The sequence below is a fragment of the Achromobacter sp. Root565 genome (assembly GCF_001427425.1).
Classification (GTDB): domain Bacteria; phylum Pseudomonadota; class Gammaproteobacteria; order Burkholderiales; family Burkholderiaceae_B; genus Achromobacter; species Achromobacter spanius_D.
Genome location: NZ_LMGO01000007.1, coordinates 82191 through 96850, shown reverse-complemented (window position 1 = coordinate 96850; position 14660 = coordinate 82191). Strand labels below are relative to the sequence as shown.

14 protein-coding genes and 1 other RNA gene are annotated in these 14660 nt (G+C 66.1%); 10 read left to right on the top strand and 5 right to left on the bottom strand.

Translation table 11 applies throughout. From position 1 onward, the window contains the following. Positions 1-102: 102 nt before the first annotated feature. The 8 genes from ffs (at position 103) to ASD71_RS24675 (ending at position 7734) form a co-directional block, all read left to right on the top strand. Positions 103-200, top strand: an RNA gene (ffs, locus tag ASD71_RS27795) — signal recognition particle sRNA small type. Positions 201-351: 151 nt separating this feature from the next. Then, positions 352-2754 carry a DNA polymerase III subunit gamma/tau gene (gene dnaX, locus ASD71_RS24705; protein ID WP_056570790.1) on the top strand — a complete coding sequence of 801 codons (2403 nt, stop codon included), beginning with the start codon at positions 352-354 and terminating at the stop codon, positions 2752-2754. A gap of 44 nt (positions 2755-2798) precedes the next feature. Next, positions 2799-3125, top strand: a complete 327-nt coding sequence (locus ASD71_RS24700; protein ID WP_056570788.1) for a YbaB/EbfC family nucleoid-associated protein — start codon at positions 2799-2801, stop codon at positions 3123-3125. A gap of 21 nt (positions 3126-3146) precedes the next feature. After that, positions 3147-3755, top strand: coding sequence for a recombination mediator RecR (gene recR, locus ASD71_RS24695; protein ID WP_056570786.1), 609 nt, complete (start codon positions 3147-3149; stop codon positions 3753-3755). Between the two features lie 67 nt (positions 3756-3822). Further along, positions 3823-5097 (top strand): CaiB/BaiF CoA-transferase family protein, encoded by a 1275-nt coding sequence (locus ASD71_RS24690; RefSeq protein WP_056570784.1) that lies wholly within the window; start codon positions 3823-3825, stop codon positions 5095-5097. After that, a complete protein-coding gene (locus ASD71_RS24685; RefSeq protein ID WP_056570782.1) occupies positions 5094-6134 on the top strand; it encodes an ABC transporter substrate-binding protein in 1041 nt (346 codons plus the stop codon). The genes ASD71_RS24690 and ASD71_RS24685 overlap by 4 nt, the downstream gene beginning before the upstream one ends. After that, entirely contained in the window at positions 6127-6936 is an 810-nt protein-coding gene (locus ASD71_RS24680) for an ABC transporter ATP-binding protein (RefSeq protein ID WP_056570777.1), read from the top strand. The genes ASD71_RS24685 and ASD71_RS24680 overlap by 8 nt, the downstream gene beginning before the upstream one ends. A 3-nt stretch (positions 6937-6939) precedes the next feature. Then, positions 6940-7734, top strand: coding sequence for an ABC transporter permease (locus tag ASD71_RS24675; RefSeq protein ID WP_056570775.1), 795 nt, complete (start codon positions 6940-6942; stop codon positions 7732-7734). A 25-nt stretch (positions 7735-7759) separates the two neighbouring features. Here ASD71_RS24675 and ASD71_RS24670 read toward each other — a convergent pair whose 3' ends face one another. From ASD71_RS24670 to ASD71_RS24655, 4 genes are all read right to left on the bottom strand, one after another. Continuing rightward, positions 7760-8335, bottom strand: coding sequence for a biliverdin-producing heme oxygenase (locus tag ASD71_RS24670; RefSeq protein ID WP_056570772.1), 576 nt, complete (start codon positions 8333-8335; stop codon positions 7760-7762). 86 nt (positions 8336-8421) lie between these two features. Continuing rightward, positions 8422-9054 carry a hypothetical protein gene (locus ASD71_RS24665; RefSeq protein ID WP_056570770.1) on the bottom strand — a complete coding sequence of 211 codons (633 nt, stop codon included), beginning with the start codon at positions 9052-9054 and terminating at the stop codon, positions 8422-8424. A gap of 10 nt (positions 9055-9064) precedes the next feature. Continuing rightward, positions 9065-9421: a response regulator gene (locus ASD71_RS24660; RefSeq protein WP_234015920.1), complete on the bottom strand. Its 357-nt coding sequence runs from the start codon at positions 9419-9421 to the stop codon at positions 9065-9067. Between the two features lie 25 nt (positions 9422-9446). After that, a complete protein-coding gene (locus tag ASD71_RS24655) occupies positions 9447-11636 on the bottom strand; it encodes an ATP-binding protein (protein WP_056570766.1) in 2190 nt (729 codons plus the stop codon). A 98-nt stretch (positions 11637-11734) separates the two neighbouring features. On the opposite strand from ASD71_RS24655, the gene ASD71_RS24650 reads away from it, so the two are divergent. Continuing rightward, entirely contained in the window at positions 11735-12262 is a 528-nt protein-coding gene (locus tag ASD71_RS24650) for a carboxymuconolactone decarboxylase family protein (RefSeq protein WP_056570764.1), read from the top strand. A 48-nt stretch (positions 12263-12310) separates the two neighbouring features. Here ASD71_RS24650 and tal read toward each other — a convergent pair whose 3' ends face one another. Beyond that, complete coding sequence (tal, locus tag ASD71_RS24645) at positions 12311-13264, bottom strand: transaldolase (protein WP_056570761.1); 954 nt, start codon at positions 13262-13264, stop codon at positions 12311-12313. 234 nt (positions 13265-13498) lie between these two features. Here tal and carA point away from each other — a divergent pair, with 234 nt between their 5' ends. Further along, the gene (gene carA / locus ASD71_RS24640; RefSeq protein ID WP_056570759.1) at positions 13499-14653 is read left to right on the top strand and encodes a glutamine-hydrolyzing carbamoyl-phosphate synthase small subunit; all 1155 of its coding nucleotides are present in this window, start codon (positions 13499-13501) and stop codon (positions 14651-14653) included. The last annotated feature ends 7 nt before the right edge of the window (positions 14654-14660 follow it).

The following is a 14660-nucleotide window of genomic DNA, read 5'->3' as shown; positions in this document are numbered from 1 at the left end:
TCGGGGGGAGGGCCGGGGAGGGGGCCCACATATTGCCCCTAGGGGCCCGCCAGCCGAGAGGCTAGCGAGCGCGCGAAGCGCAGCTCTGCTAGAATCTCGGCTGGCGGGCCCCTTCGCATGGTTCGACGGTGAACCTGGTCAGGTCGGGAACGAAGCAGCCATAGTCGTTTAGGGTCAGTGCCGGAGTAAGGCTCGCCAACCGGATTCTTCAAGGCAGTAGCGTTTGCTACATTGCTTTCATAGGGGACGGGGTTATTTTCCAAGGATTCGTTCCACGGGAATAAGCCCGTCCCCTTTGCATTCCAGCCCGCTCGATCAACGGGTTCAACAATCAGGCTCTACAATCCAGCCATGACTTATCTGGTATTGGCCCGCAAGTGGCGGCCGCGATCGTTCGATACCCTGGTGGGACAGGATCACGTGGTGCGCGCGCTTACCCATGCGCTCGACACACAACGCCTGCATCACGCCTGGCTGTTCACCGGCACCCGAGGCGTCGGCAAGACCACGCTCTCGCGCATCCTGGCCAAATCGCTCAATTGCGAAACCGGCATCACCTCCAAGCCCTGTGGCGTCTGCCGCGCCTGCACCGAGATCGATTCGGGCCGCTTCGTCGACTACCTTGAGCTGGACGCCGCGTCCAACCGTGGCGTCGAGGAAATGACGCAGCTCCTGGAGCAGGCGGTCTACGCGCCGGGCGCGGGACGCTTCAAGGTCTACATGATCGACGAAGTCCACATGCTGACCGGGCACGCGTTCAACGCGATGCTCAAGACGCTGGAAGAGCCGCCGCCGCACGTCAAGTTCATCCTGGCCACCACCGATCCGCAGAAGATACCGGTGACGGTTTTGTCGCGCTGCCTGCAATTCAATCTGAAGCAGATGCCGGCCGACTCCATCGTGGGCCATCTGCAGGCCGTGCTCGGCCAGGAAGACGTGGGCTTTGAAATTCCGGCCTTGCGTTTGATCGGGCAGGCTGCGTCGGGCTCGATGCGCGACGCCTTGTCGCTGACCGACCAAGCCATTGCCTACAGCGCGGGCAACCTCACCGAGGATGCCGTGCGCGGCATGCTCGGCACCATCGACCAACGCCACCTTGTTCGCCTGCTCGATGCCCTGGCTTCGGGCGATGCGAAGGGCGTGCTGGCCGTGGCCGACGAACTCGCCATCCGCGGACTGTCGTATGCCGGTGCGCTGGCCGACCTGGCCGTGCTGCTCTCGCGCGTGGCGATCGAGCAGCGCGTGACGGGCGTCACCGCCGCCGAAGATCCGCTGGCCGCCGACATCGCCCGCCTGGCGCAGGCGCTCCACCCGGACGCCGTGCAGCTGTTCTACTCCGTCGCCGTGCATAGCCGCGGCGAACTGACGCTGGCGCCCGACGAATACGCGGGCTTCATCATGGCGTGCCTGCGCATGCTGGCGCTCAATGGCGATGCCGGCCCGCAGACCGCGCTGGAAGCACCCGCCGCGCCTGCGCGGCAGGCGGCGGAACCCGCAGCCGCCATCGCCGCGCCAGCCGCCGCTGCGACCGCGGCCGCAGCGCCTACGGGCGCGGGACAGCCTGCCGCGTCCGCGCCGGACACCGCCGTGGTCGCTCCCCCAGCGTCCGGCGCATCGGTGAACCCTGCCGAGGCCGTCAATGTTTCGGCGGGAGACGCCGCTGCCGACGGTGCTTCGGTCAACGAGGCGCCGGCATCCGCATCAGCATCCACGTCCCCATCAGCGTCCGCGACCGTTGGCGCTCCGTCGGAATCTTCCGCCGCCTCCGCTGCGCCCGCGCAACCCGCCGCCGTCGCACCGTCGCAATCGCCTGCCGCGCCCGCCTCGCAATCCGCAGACAGCAGCAGCGTCCCGCCTTGGGAAGACCTGCCGCCAGACGCCGCGCATGCAGGCGTGGGCGCAGCGACGTCCGATGCACCGACGAACAACGCGGCGCCACACGCTGTGACGACCGCCACTGCATCGACGGCCGCCGCATCGACCGCCACTGCATCGACGGCCGCCGCATCGACCGCCACTGCAGCGACCCCCGCCGCATCGACCCCCGACGCCGCGACGCCACACGCACCGTCCGCCAAACCGCAGGGCTCCGCTGCCCTGGCCGTGACACCGGCCGCCGCAGCGATCGCCCCGGCATTGGAAGACGCTGACGGTCCGCCGTCCTGGGTCGACGAAGAAATCCCCTTTGAAGCCGAAGGCGGATTCATCCCCGACAGCGGCTTCACGTCCGATCCGGACGACGATTTCGAAACCCTGGCCACGTCGCCCTCGCCGTCGCCCGCACCCGCTCCGTCCGCCGCCCGCCGCGATGGCCCCGCGCCCGCGCGCAAGCGTCAGTCGCGTGCGCCTCGCCTGACGGACATGGACTCGGCGTCCTGGCCCGAGCTGGCCGCGCGCCTGCCCGTGACGGGCCTGGCCTCGGAACTGGCGCGCCAGAGCGAATGGGCCGGCGTGCAGGGCGATGCCATCATCCTGCGCGTGGCCGTCAAGACGTTGGCCGAAAGCGAAAGCCGCGTGAGGCTGCAGACCGTCCTGTGCGAACATTTCGGACAGGGCATCCGGCTGGACGTGCAGGTTGGCGTCACCGGCGACGCCACGGCGTTTGCCGTGGCCCAGGCCGAAAGCGCGGCGCGCCAGCTTGCGGCCGAAAACGCCGTGGCCGACGATCCCTTTGTACAAGCGCTGTTGGCGGACTTCGGCGGCCATGTCGTCGCTGGCTCGATCCGCCACGTTGATTCAGCGGCCGCCGCCTGACGCAGCGGCCAACCTCATTCCCCTCGATCAAGGAAGCTCCCATCATGATGAAAGGACAACTCGCCGGCCTGATGCGCCAAGCGCAGCAGATGCAGGAAAACATGAAGAAGGCGCAGGACGCGCTGGCCGACATCCAGGTCGATGGCGCCTCGGGCGGCGGCCTGGTGAAGGTCACCATGACCTGCCGCCACGACGTCAAGCGCGTCGAAATCGACCCGTCGCTGCTGGCCGACGACAAGGACATGCTGGAAGACCTGGTCGCCGCCGCGTTCAACGACGCGCTGCGCAAGGCCGAAGCCACGTCCCAGGAAAAGATGGCCTCGGTGACCGCCGGCATGCCGCTGCCCCCGGGCATGAAGCTGCCGTTCTGATTGCCGCTGCCGTAGGCTGCAATGGATCCCTTACTGCCTGAACCCGAGCCGCTGGTCTCGCTGATCGAAGCGCTGCGGCGCCTGCCCGGCGTGGGCGTGCGGTCGGCCAGACGCATGGCATATCACCTGTTGCAGCATGATCCGCAAGGCGCGGACATGCTGGGGCGGGCGCTCGCCGGCGCGGTGCGGGATCTGAAGCACTGCGCGCGCTGCAACAGCTTTTCCGAAGACGAGGTCTGCGCCACCTGCTCCAATGCCAAGCGCGATCCCTCGCTGCTGTGCATCGTCGAAACGCCGGCCGACCAGAACATGATCGAGTCCAGCCACGGCTACCGTGGCCTGTACTACGTGCTCATGGGCCGGGTCGCGCCGCTGGAAGGCATCGGCCCGCGCGAACTGGATTTCGAGCGCGTGATCAAGCGCGCGACCGACGGAGTGGTGCAGGAAGTCATCCTGGCCACCAACTTCACCGCCGAAGGCGAGACCACCGCGCATTTTCTGGGCGAGGCCCTGGGCGAGCGCGGCCTGCGGGTCACGCGTCTGGCGCGTGGCGTGCCCGCCGGCAGCGAGCTTGAATACGTCGACGCCGGCACCATCGCCTGGGCTCTGATGGAGCGCAAGACCACCTGACGCTCGCGGTACCAGAACGCCCGCCGGCAACGCATCGGCCGGGCAACCAATGTGAGGAAGACAACCCATGTCAGCGCTGACCGGACTGAAAGTCCTGGAACTCGGCACGCTCATCGCCGGCCCATTCGCCGCGCGCATCTTCGGCGAATTCGGCGCCGACGTCATCAAGGTGGAGACCCCGCACGGGCCGGACGGCACGGGCGGCGGCGATCCCATCCGCAGTTGGCGCCATCTGCACGAGGGCAATTCCCTGTGGTGGACGGTGCAGGCCCGCAACAAGCAATCCATCGCGCTCAATCTGAAGGACCCGCGCGCGCAAGAGATCGCCCGCAAGCTGGCGCTGGACGCCGATGTGGTGGTCGAGAACTACCGCCCGGGCGTTCTCGAAAAGTGGGGGCTCGGCTACGAACAGCTGCGAGCCATCAATCCCGCGCTCATCATGGTTCGCCTATCCGGCTACGGCCAGACGGGACCCATGAAGGATCAGCCCGGCTTTGGCGCCATCGGCGAATCCATGGGCGGGCTGCGTTACGTGTCGGGCCACCCCGACCGCCCGCCGCTGCGGGTCGGCATCTCCATCGGCGATTCCATCGCGGCGCTGCATGGCGTGATCGGCGCGATGATGGCGCTGCGCCACCGCGACGCCACCGGCGGCCGCTGGAACGGCAAGACGGGCGACGAATGCCAGGCAGGGCAGGGCCAGATGGTTGACGTGGCGCTCTACGAAGCCGTCTTCAACATGATGGAAAGCCTGGTCCCCGAGTATGACGTGGCCGGCGTGGTGCGCGAGCGCACCGGCGGCGCGCTGCCCGGCATCGTGCCCTCCAACACCTACACCACGCGCGATGGCCAGAACATCGTCATCGCCGGCAATGGCGATGCGATCTTTCATCGCCTGATGCGGGCGATCGGCCGCGACGACCTGGCCGAGGATCCGGACCTGGTGCGCAACGATGGCCGCGCGCGGCGCGTCCAAGAGATCGACGGCGCGATCCAGCAATGGTGCGATGGACGCGGCATCGAAGCGGCGCTTGAAGCCCTGAAACGCGCCGACGTGCCGGTCGGCAAGATCTATAGCGTGGCCGACATGTTCAGCGATCCGCAGTTCCTTGCGCGCCGCATGATCGAGCAGCACCGCCTGGCCGACGGCAGTCCCGTGAAGCTGCCCGGCGTGGTGCCCAAACTCTCGGAGACGCCCGGCCAGACGCGCTGGGTGGGCCCGGAATTAGGGGAACATACCGAGGAAGTCCTGAAATCGCTGGGGTATGATTCAGCGGCTATCGACGAGCTGGCGAAGACCGGCGCTATCGGAATATCCGACAACCAGGAGACAAAGCAATGACAGTCACCCGCCGTGAACTGCTCAAGATTGCCGGCGCTGCCGGCGTCATGAGCATGGCCCCTGCCATCGTGCGCGCGCAGAAGCTTGAAAAGACCAAGGTCCAGATCGCAGTCGGCGGCAAGCCGCTGATCTATTACCTCCCGCTGACGATCGCCGAGGTGCGCGGTTACTTCAAGGACGAAGGGCTGGACGTCAGCATCGCGGACTTTGCCGGCGGCTCCAAGGCCCTGCAGGCCGTGGTGGGCGGCAGCGCCGACGTGGTCTCGGGCGCCTTCGAGCACACGCTGTCCATGCACTCGAAGGGTCAGGCCTATCGCGCCTTCGTGCTGCAAGGACGCGCGCCGATGATCGGCGTGGGCGTCTCCAAGAAGAATATTCCGGGCTACAAGGGCCCTGCCGACCTGAAGGGCAAGAAGATCGGCGTGACCGCGCCGGGCTCGTCCACCAACATGGTCGTCAGCTTCTTCCTCGCCAAGCATGGCCTGAAGGCCTCCGACGTGTCCTTCATCGGCGTGGGCGCCGGCGCGGGCGCGGTGACTGCCGTGCGCAGCGGCCAGATCGACGCCATCTCCAACACGGACCCGGTGGTCTCGATGCTGGAACTGCCCGGCGACATCCAGATCATCGTCGACACGCGCACGCTCAAGGACACGCAGGAAATCTTCGGCGGCAACATGCCCGCCGGCTGCCTGTATGCGCCGCAGACGTTCATCGACGCCAATCCCAACACCGTCCAGGCGCTGACCAACGCAATCGTGCGCGCCGACAAGTGGATTCAGAAGGCCGGCCCCGAGGAAATTGCCAAGGTCGTGCCCGAAACCTACCTGCTGGGCGACCCGGCCATCTACAAGGCCGCGCTCGGCAAGAGCATGGAAGGCCTGTCGCCCGACGGCATGATCCCCGAAGACGGCGCGGCCACCGCGCTCAAGGCGCTGGCCGCCTACCAGGCTGACTTCAACGGCTCGAAGGTCGATCCGTCGAAGGTGTGGACCAACGATTTCGCGCGCCGCGCCAACGAGAAGTATGCCAATGGCTGAAGCCGCACTGTCGCTGGAAAACATAAGTTGCACCTTTGTCTCGCGTGACGACCGGTCGCAGCGCTACACCGCGGTCAGCGACACGACCCTGGCCATCGCGCCAGGCGAGTTCGTGTCCGTGGTGGGCCCGACCGGTTGCGGCAAGTCCACGTTGCTCAACGTCAGCGCCGGCCTGTTGGCGCCGTCGTCGGGGCAGGTGAAGGTCTTTGGCCAGCCGCTGGTTGGCATCAACGAACGTGCGGGCTACATGTTCCAGGGCGAGGCGCTCTTGCCCTGGCGCAGCGCCCTCGACAACGTCATCGCCGGCCTGGAATTCGCCAACGTGCCCCGCGCCGAGGCGTTGGACCGCGGACGTGAATGGATGCGCCGCGTCGGCCTGGGCGGTTTCGAGGGCCGCTATCCGCACCAGATGTCGGGCGGCATGCGCAAGCGCGCCATGCTGGCGCAGACGCTGATCCGCGACCCCGACATCATCCTCATGGACGAACCGTTCTCGGCGCTGGACATCCAGACGCGCCAGCTCATGGAGAACGAGGTCCTGGACCTGTGGATGGCCAAGCGCAAGGCGGTGCTGTTCATCACCCATGACCTGGACGAAGCCATCGCCATGAGCGACCGCGTGATCGTGCTGTCCGCCGGTCCTGGCACCCATCCCATCGGAGAATTTGCCATCGATCTGCCACGTCCGCGCGACGTGGCCGAAGTGCGCATCGACCCGCGTTTCGTCGAACTGCACGCCGCCATCTGGGGTGTGCTGCGCGAGGAAGTGCTCAAGGGCTATGCCCAACAGAAGCGAGCCTGAGCCATGGCCAAACTGAACAAATCCGGTTCCGGCAGCCTGCGCATCTGGCAATTGCTGCTTCTCGTCATCATCCTGGCCGTCTGGCATTTTGCGTCGCGCGATCCGAAGGTTGCCTTCTTCTTCGGCGAACCGCTGAAGGTGTGGGGGCGCATCTGGGCGTGGTTCGTCACCAACGCCGACATCTACAACCACTTGGCCGTGACGCTGACCGAAACCGTGCTGGCGTTTTTCATCGGCACGATCGCGGGTCTGGCCTTCGGCTTGTGGCTGGGGCTGTCGCCGCGCGCCAGCGCAATCCTGGATCCCTACATCAAGGCGGCGAATTCAATGCCGCGCGTCATCCTGGCGCCTATTTTCGGCATGTGGTTCGGTCTGGGCATCTGGTCCAAGGTGGCGCTGGCCGTGACGCTGGTGTTCTTCATCGTGTTCTTCAACGTCTACCAGGGCGTGCGAGAAGTCAGCCCCACCTTGCTGGACAATGCCCGCATGCTGGGCGCACGCAAGCGCCAGTTGCTGCGTCATGTGTACCTGCCGTCGGCGACAAGCTGGGTGTTTTCCAGCCTGCACACCTCGGTGGGTCTGGCGTTCGTGGGCGCGGTCGTCGGCGAATATCTGGGCTCGGCAAGCGGTGTCGGCTACCTGATCCTGCAGGCCGAAGGCACGTTCGACGTGAACACCGTGTTTGCCGGCATCATCGTGCTGACGGCCTTTGCGTTGATCCTGGACACGATCGTCGGGGTCGGCGAGAAGCGCCTGATGAAGTGGCAGCCCAAGTCGGGCGAAACCGAGAAACTGTAATCCGCCGTGCGGCGCGCTGCCGGGTTCAGGCCCGCAGCGCGCCCTGACTGCGCAGCCAGCCGGTCAAGCTGTCGAAGGCGTCGCGGGCGCCTTGCAGCGCCTGTTCCTCGCGGCCCAGCGCGCCAGCCTCGCTGTCCAGGTACAGCAGAAACTCCTTCCACAACGGTCCCACCTGTTCGCCATACCCGTGCAAGTAGCGCTGAGGCAGATCGGGCGCCACCGCTTGTAGACGCTTGGCCAGGAACCGGCCGCCCAACTGCGAACCCTCGACAACGTACGCGACGCCCAGTGCATAGGCGTCCGCCGCCGCCACCTGCGGCGAGTGTTCGCAATGAACGATTGATGCGGCATCGCCCGCCGCTTTCAGGTCTTCGTGCAGCCAGTCAGTCTTGCCGGCCCGCTCGCCAGCACGCAGGGATGCCGGCCAGTCCAGTTGCCAGAGCCGTCGCTCCAACGGTTCCAGCCATCCCAGCAGCGCGCGCAGATAGGCCAGATAGTGGCCGCGGTCGACGTGATCTTCGGCAAGCGCCAGACCTTGGTCCAGCGTTTCGTGACGTTCGCGGGTGCCTTCGCGCAGCACCTGATGGACGGGAGAAATCATGAGGCTCGTGACGTGAAGGGTGGGTGGGGGCGGTTGAACCGGCAAAGTGACAGCGGCGGGTTGGCGCGGCAGGGGCCGCGCCGGGGTTAGCGCGGAAAATGCAGCGACCAGCAACGGTCCTGATGCTCCAGGCGCCAGCCCGCAGCGGCTGCAAGCAACTCGACTTCTTGCGGATCGAAGGCCCCGGGCTGATCCGCGGCCGGCTCGCCCTCGGGCACGCGAGCGCGCCACACGCCGGGCTCGGACGCGTCCATTTCGAGGTGGGCATCCGCGGGCACCAGCGGCAATAGGCACAACAGCCATGCCAGGACCAGATATCGCGTGCTGAACAGGGGCACGTCGGCGTGCGCCACCTGCTCGGGCCAGCGGATGCCGTGGCTCGACAGCAGCAGGTGCGAAAACATCAGCTTGCGGCAGTCGTGCAGCAGGTCGCCGCTGGAAGTCATCGCGCCGCCGTCGCTCAGCCAGCCATCCAGCTCGCGCACCATGCCTACGCTTTCGTCGAGCATGTCGGAAAGATCGCCGGCAAGCCGCTCGCAGCGCTGCTGGATGGCTTCGCCGGTGGCGCCTTCAGGCGCCTGGCGCAGCATGGCGGCAGCGAGCGACGCGCTGGACAGCGGGCCCAGGACTTCGTGGCGCAGCACGGGAAAGATCTGGCTAAGCACCTTGAGCTGCACGCCCTTCACGGCCAGCAGGCCAAGGGTGTTGGAATGAATCATGAAAGAACCGTCAATTGGCCTCGTGCAGAATGGCCAGGAGCGCGTCGGGGTCCGCGGGCTTTTCGATCCATCCGGTGAAGATGCCGTTGATGGCATCGCGTCGTTCGTGCCGTGCCAGGCCGCTCAGCGCATAGATGCGAGGCGGGTTGGCGCGTTCGCGCAGGCGCTTGGCCAGCTCGTAGCCGTCCATGTCGGGCAGCAGGATGTCCAGCAGCACGGCATCCGGCGTGAACGTGTTGACCAGCTCCAGGGCTTCGGCCCCGGTGGCGGCGCACCGCGTTTCCAGGTTGGAAAGCGCGAGGAACTCGGCTAGCAGTTCCGATCCCATTTCGTTGTCGTCCACCAGCAGGACCCGCATGGCGCGCACTTCGTTCAAGTTATGTCTCCCAGATTCAAGAGGGGGTTGTTTCGGGCATGGCGCGGGGCAGCGTGACCGTGAAGATGACGAGCCCGTCGCGGCATTGGACCGCAATGTTGCCGCCGTGGTCGCGCACGACCTGTTCGGCAATGTACAGGCCCAGCCCAAGGCCGGTTCGGTTACGCGACTGGCCCACCGATTCCGGCTTGAAGGGCGAGAACAGGTGCGCAAGCACGTCTTCGGCGATCGGCCCGCCATGATTGGTGACGCTGAGCGTAATGCCGTCGCCGGATGTTGCGGCGGTCACCAGGATGGGCTGTCGCGGCGCGCCGTGCTGGCGCGCGTTGCTCATCAGGTTGGTCACTACCTGCGCGATGCGATCGGTATCGGCCATGAGCGTCAGGCCGTCCGGCACGTCGGGTTCGATGCGCAGGCCGGGGTAGGCCTGGCGCTTTTCCTCGATCAGGCCATTCACCAATGTGGACAGGTCGCACAGCCTTTTTTCGATGCCCAGGCCCAGTCCGCCCTGCAGGCGGGACAGGTCCAGCACTTGCGAGATCAGGCGCTGCATCCGGCCGCTGGAATAGCGGATGCGCTCGCCCATGCGCGCGCCGGTATCGGTGCGCGATAGCAGCGTCGCGGCCATGGAGATGGATTGCAGGGGGTCGCGCAGGTCGTGGCCAAGCATGGCGAGCAGCGCCGAGCGAGCACGGTCCACGTCGGCGGTGCGGCTGGTCGAAATGTGTGAGAGCTCGTCGCGCAGATTGTCCACGGCCTCAAGCTCGGTGGGCAGCCAGGACAGGCAGACGCCGCGCACGACCTCGCGCCACGCCTCGAACGAGCCGCGCGGCGTCAGCCGCGGACCTAGGGCGCCCACTGCGTACTGCTTTTCCGGTTTGCCGCCCCAGACCAGGGTTTCGATCTGTTCCTTGCGCAGCCAGATCAGCCAGCCATTGTTCATGGGGTCGAACTTGCAGGCGAGCAGGCCCGCGTACGGGACGAGGTCGGTCTGCAGTTCGGGGTAGTCGCGCGCAATGTTGGTGGTGTGCACCACGCGCTGCCCGCTGTGGTCCAGCGCGTGCAGAATGCCGGCCAGTTCACCGCGCGGGGCAATGCCGCCAAAGACGGTGACGCTGTTGCCCCAAAGGCAAAGCGCGGCGTCGTTCGGAACCAGCGCGGCAGGCGTTTCGTCGCCGCGCGACAGTGCCTGGTGCACGTTTTCCGAAGCCGACACCTGCTCGGCAAGCACGCTGACCAGCGCGGCGCTCTTGCGGGATTGCTCTGCCCGCTCATTCGCTTCGATGCCGGACACGGTGGCGGATACGACCTGCGCCATGGCCTCGCACGCCAGGCGGGCGGGGTAGGGAACGGCGCGCGGCGTGTGGTGATGGCAGGCGATCATGCCCCACAGGCGGCCGCCGATCACCAGCGACAGGCTCATCGATGCCCGCACGCCCATGTTCGCCATGTACTCCAGATGGATCGGCGACACGCTGCGCAGGACCGAAAAGCTCATGTCCAGCTCGCGCGGCGCCGGCGACGGCGCGCTCAGCACGCGCACGGGGTGGTAAGTCGCGTCGGCGATCAGCCGCAGCGTGTTCACCGTGTAAAGCCGGCGCGCTTGCGCGGGGATGTCGCCGGCCGGATAGCGGCGGCCCACCCAGTCGTCCAGATCCGCGCGGCGCTGTTCGGCCACGATCTCGCCGCTATCGTCGGGATGGAAGCGATACGCCATCACCCGGTCAAAGCCCGTGGCGCGCTGGATTTCGCGCACCATGCTGTCCAGCAGCGAGGGAATGTCGCGCTGCCGGCGCACGCGTTCGATGCTGCGGTAGATACGCTCGGGCGAGGCAATGCCGACGCAGTCGGCGCGGCGTTCGAGCTCGACAATGGTCAGCCCGTCGATATTGCGATGGCCGATCACGTCACACATGGCGCGATCCAGCGTGATGGTCAGCGGATCAAAAATGGGGTCGGAGTTGCCCAGCCAGTTGGACAGGCAGTAGGCAAGGCCCGGCGGCAGCGCCTCGGGCTTGCAGGGCTGGTCCAGCGTCAGGCATGTGTCCAGAATCTGGGCGGCGTTTTCGCTGGCGTAGCGCAGCACGCCGTCCGCGTCGAGCGCGAGCAAGGCCCCAAGCGGCTGGATGGCGCCCGGTATGTGTATCGGTTCGCTGTCGCAGTTGGCGAGAGTGAATTGGGGGTAGGATTCTGTCGGCGCATTCATTCGTGCGGGGTACCGTAGACGCGCAGGTGTGGTGCCATTATGTCAAAGATATTGTGAGAATGTGTGCATTTGCTGCCCTCTATCCCTTTGGAGTTCGCATGGCCCGCTTGCCCTACGCTGATCTGACTCATCCCGAAGCACGGCCCCTGGTGGACCGCATCGTCGCCGAACGCGGAAGCGTGCTGCACCTGTATCAGATGCTGCTGCACAGCCCGGCCGTGGCCGGCGGCTGGTTGAATTACCTGACTTCCATCCGTCAGCTCAGTTCCTTGCCGGGCGATCTGCGCGAGCTCGTGATCATGCGGGTTGCCGCGATCAACGGAGCGCCTTACGAGGCCGACCAGCATGCGCCGATCGCCCTGAAGGAAGGCGTGTCCCAGGCGCAACTCGATGCGCTGGACGCCTGGGAAGATTCCGATCTGTTCAGCCAGCGTGAACGGGCAGTGCTGGCCTACACCGACGCCATGACCCGGCAAGTTCAGGTGCCCGAGCCGGTGTTTCAGGCCGCGCGGGCGGCCATGGGATCTGAAAAGCTGATCGTCGAACTGACGGCGACGGTGGCGGCCTACAACATGGTGTCGCGCTTCCTGGAAGCGCTGCAGGTACATTCCCACGATCACCGCTAAGTGCACGGTGCGCGGCCTTAGCCGCGCGCCGCGCACTTGCCTGCCGCGTCAGCCGCGTTGGGCTTCGATCAGCGCATCCAGCTTAATGGCATCGGCCACAAACAGGCGGATTCCTTCGGACAGTTTCTCGCTGGCCATCGCATCGTCATTGAGCAGCGTGCGGAACGTCACTTCGTCCGCGCCGATGCGCGCCATGCTGCCGCTTGCATCGCCGGCGCGAAGCTGAGCGGGCGCATCGCCCTCGGTGGCGGCCAGCTTGTTCAGCAGGTCCGGACTGATTGTCAGCAGGTCGCAGCCGGACAACGCAAGAATCTGCCCCACGTTGCGAAAGCTCGCACCCATGATCTCGGTCGGGATTTCAAAGTGCTTGTAGTAGCGATAGATATTGGTGACGGACTGCACGCCCGGGTCACGCGCGCCCGTGTTGTCGTCTTCGACCCAGTTCGCGCCGGCCGATTTCTTGTACCAATCGTAGATCCGGCCGACAAAAGGCGAAATGAGCTGCACGCGCGCATCGGCGCAGGCGACCGCCTGGGGCAGCGAGAACAGCAGGGTCAGGTTGCAGCGGATGCCCTCGGACTGCAACACGCGGGCGGCCTGGATGCCTTCCCAGGTGGAGGCAATCTTGATCAGCACGCGCTCGCGCGGGATGCCGGCGGCCTCGTACAGGGCGATCAGGCCGCGGGCGCGTTCGATGGTGGCGCGGGTGTCAAACGACAGGCGGGCGTCGACCTCGGTCGACACGCGGCCCGGCACGATGTCCAGGATCGCGCGGCCGAAGGCGACCAGCAGGCGATCCATGAGTTCGGCGGTGGAGGCGCCGCGGTGTTCCCGCGCGGTCTTTTCCAGCAGCGGGCGATAGGCGTCCTGCTGGACGGCCTTGAGAATCAGGGACGGGTTGGTGGTCGCGTCGGTGGGACGCAACGCCTTCATGGCTTCGAAATCGCCGGTGTCGGCAACAACGGTGGTGTGGTCACGCAGGGCGTCAAGTTGGCTGGGCATGGACTTATACGACTCGCAGCTGGCTAGGGTTGAAGGTGCTCCTAGCGTATCACCGACGCTACCGGGCCGCTGTCCCCCGCAAGGCCGAGGGGCACCGCCGCAGGCCGCGCAACAGCGCGGCAAAACAGCGGAAAAACCTTGTTTCGGCCTTATTTGGCGCGGTTCTCCGGGAAAAACGGCCGGTCAAGGTATAATCCGAAGGTTTGATTATCGATTCTAAAACCGGGGTTTACTGTGCTGCCGCAACTCTTTCCCGAGGGGATCAACCGCTTCCCTCCTGCAATTCTGGCTCTGGCGGACGGTACCATTTTTCGAGGCGTGTCGATCGGTGCGCCTGGCCATACCGTTGCCGAAGTGGTGTTCAACACCGCGATGACCGGGTACCAGGAAATTCTCACCGATCCCAGCTATAGCGGTCAGATCGTCACGCTGACCTATCCGCACATCGGCAATACCGGCGTCAACGCCGAAGACGTGGAATCCAACCGCGTCTACGCCGCCGGCCTGGTGGTACGCGACTGCCCCGCGCGCGTGTCGAACTTCCGTTCCACGCAATCCTTGCCCGACTACCTGACCGAGCAGGGCATCGTTGCCATTTCCGGCATCGACACCCGCAAGCTCACGCGCATCCTGCGCGAAAAGGGCGCCCAGGGCGCATGCATCTTCGTGGGTTCCGACGCCGAACGCGCCGTTGAACTCGCCCGCGGCTTTCCCGGCATGGCCGGCCAGGATCTGGCCAAGGTCGTGTCCATCAAGGAAAGCACCGGCTGGACCGAAGGCACCTGGCAGCTCGAAGGCGGGTTCACGTCGCCCGACCAGTCCAAGTTCCACGTGGTCGCCTACGACTACGGCGTAAAGAGCAACATCCTGCGTCTCCTGGCCGACCGCGGCTGCCGCATCACGCTGGTGCCGGCCCAGACCACCGCCGAAGACGTCTTCAAGCTCAATCCCGACGGCGTGTTCCTGTCCAACGGCCCCGGCGACCCCGAGCCCTGCGACTACGCCATCGACGCCACCCGCGCCTTCCTGGACAAGAAGCTGCCGGTGTTCGGCATCTGCCTGGGCCACCAGATCATGGGCCTGGCGGTGGGCGGCAAGACCGTCAAGATGAAGACGGGCCATCACGGCGCCAACCACCCGGTGCAAGACCTCGCGTCCAAGCGCGTGTTCATCACCAGCCAGAACCACGGTTTCGGTGTCGACGCTGCCAGCCTGCCCGCCAACGCGCGCGTGACGCACGTCTCGCTGTTCGACGGCACGCTGCAAGGCTTCGAGCTCACCGACCGCCCGGCCTTCTGCTTCCAGGGTCACCCCGAAGCCAGCCCGGGTCCGCACGACATCCTCGAGCTGTTCGACAAGTTCATCAGCCTGATGTCCGGCCAAAAGTAAAGACTGC

Coding starts and splice junctions, on each gene's coding strand:
- dnaX (WP_056570790.1), top strand. CDS start 352: ATGACTTATCTGGTATTGGCCCGCAAGTGGCGGCCGCGATCGTTCGAT.
- ASD71_RS24685 (WP_056570782.1), top strand. CDS start 5,094: ATGACAGTCACCCGCCGTGAACTGCTCAAGATTGCCGGCGCTGCCGGC.
- tal (WP_056570761.1), bottom strand. CDS start 13,264: ATGCCCAGCCAACTTGACGCCCTGCGTGACCACACCACCGTTGTTGCC.
- recR (WP_056570786.1), top strand. CDS start 3,147: ATGGATCCCTTACTGCCTGAACCCGAGCCGCTGGTCTCGCTGATCGAA.
- ASD71_RS24665 (WP_056570770.1), bottom strand. CDS start 9,054: ATGATTCATTCCAACACCCTTGGCCTGCTGGCCGTGAAGGGCGTGCAG.
- ASD71_RS24680 (WP_056570777.1), top strand. CDS start 6,127: ATGGCTGAAGCCGCACTGTCGCTGGAAAACATAAGTTGCACCTTTGTC.
- ASD71_RS24650 (WP_056570764.1), top strand. CDS start 11,735: ATGGCCCGCTTGCCCTACGCTGATCTGACTCATCCCGAAGCACGGCCC.
- ASD71_RS24670 (WP_056570772.1), bottom strand. CDS start 8,335: ATGATTTCTCCCGTCCATCAGGTGCTGCGCGAAGGCACCCGCGAACGT.
- ASD71_RS24655 (WP_056570766.1), bottom strand. CDS start 11,636: ATGAATGCGCCGACAGAATCCTACCCCCAATTCACTCTCGCCAACTGC.
- ASD71_RS24675 (WP_056570775.1), top strand. CDS start 6,940: ATGGCCAAACTGAACAAATCCGGTTCCGGCAGCCTGCGCATCTGGCAA.
- ASD71_RS24690 (WP_056570784.1), top strand. CDS start 3,823: ATGTCAGCGCTGACCGGACTGAAAGTCCTGGAACTCGGCACGCTCATC.
- ASD71_RS24700 (WP_056570788.1), top strand. CDS start 2,799: ATGATGAAAGGACAACTCGCCGGCCTGATGCGCCAAGCGCAGCAGATG.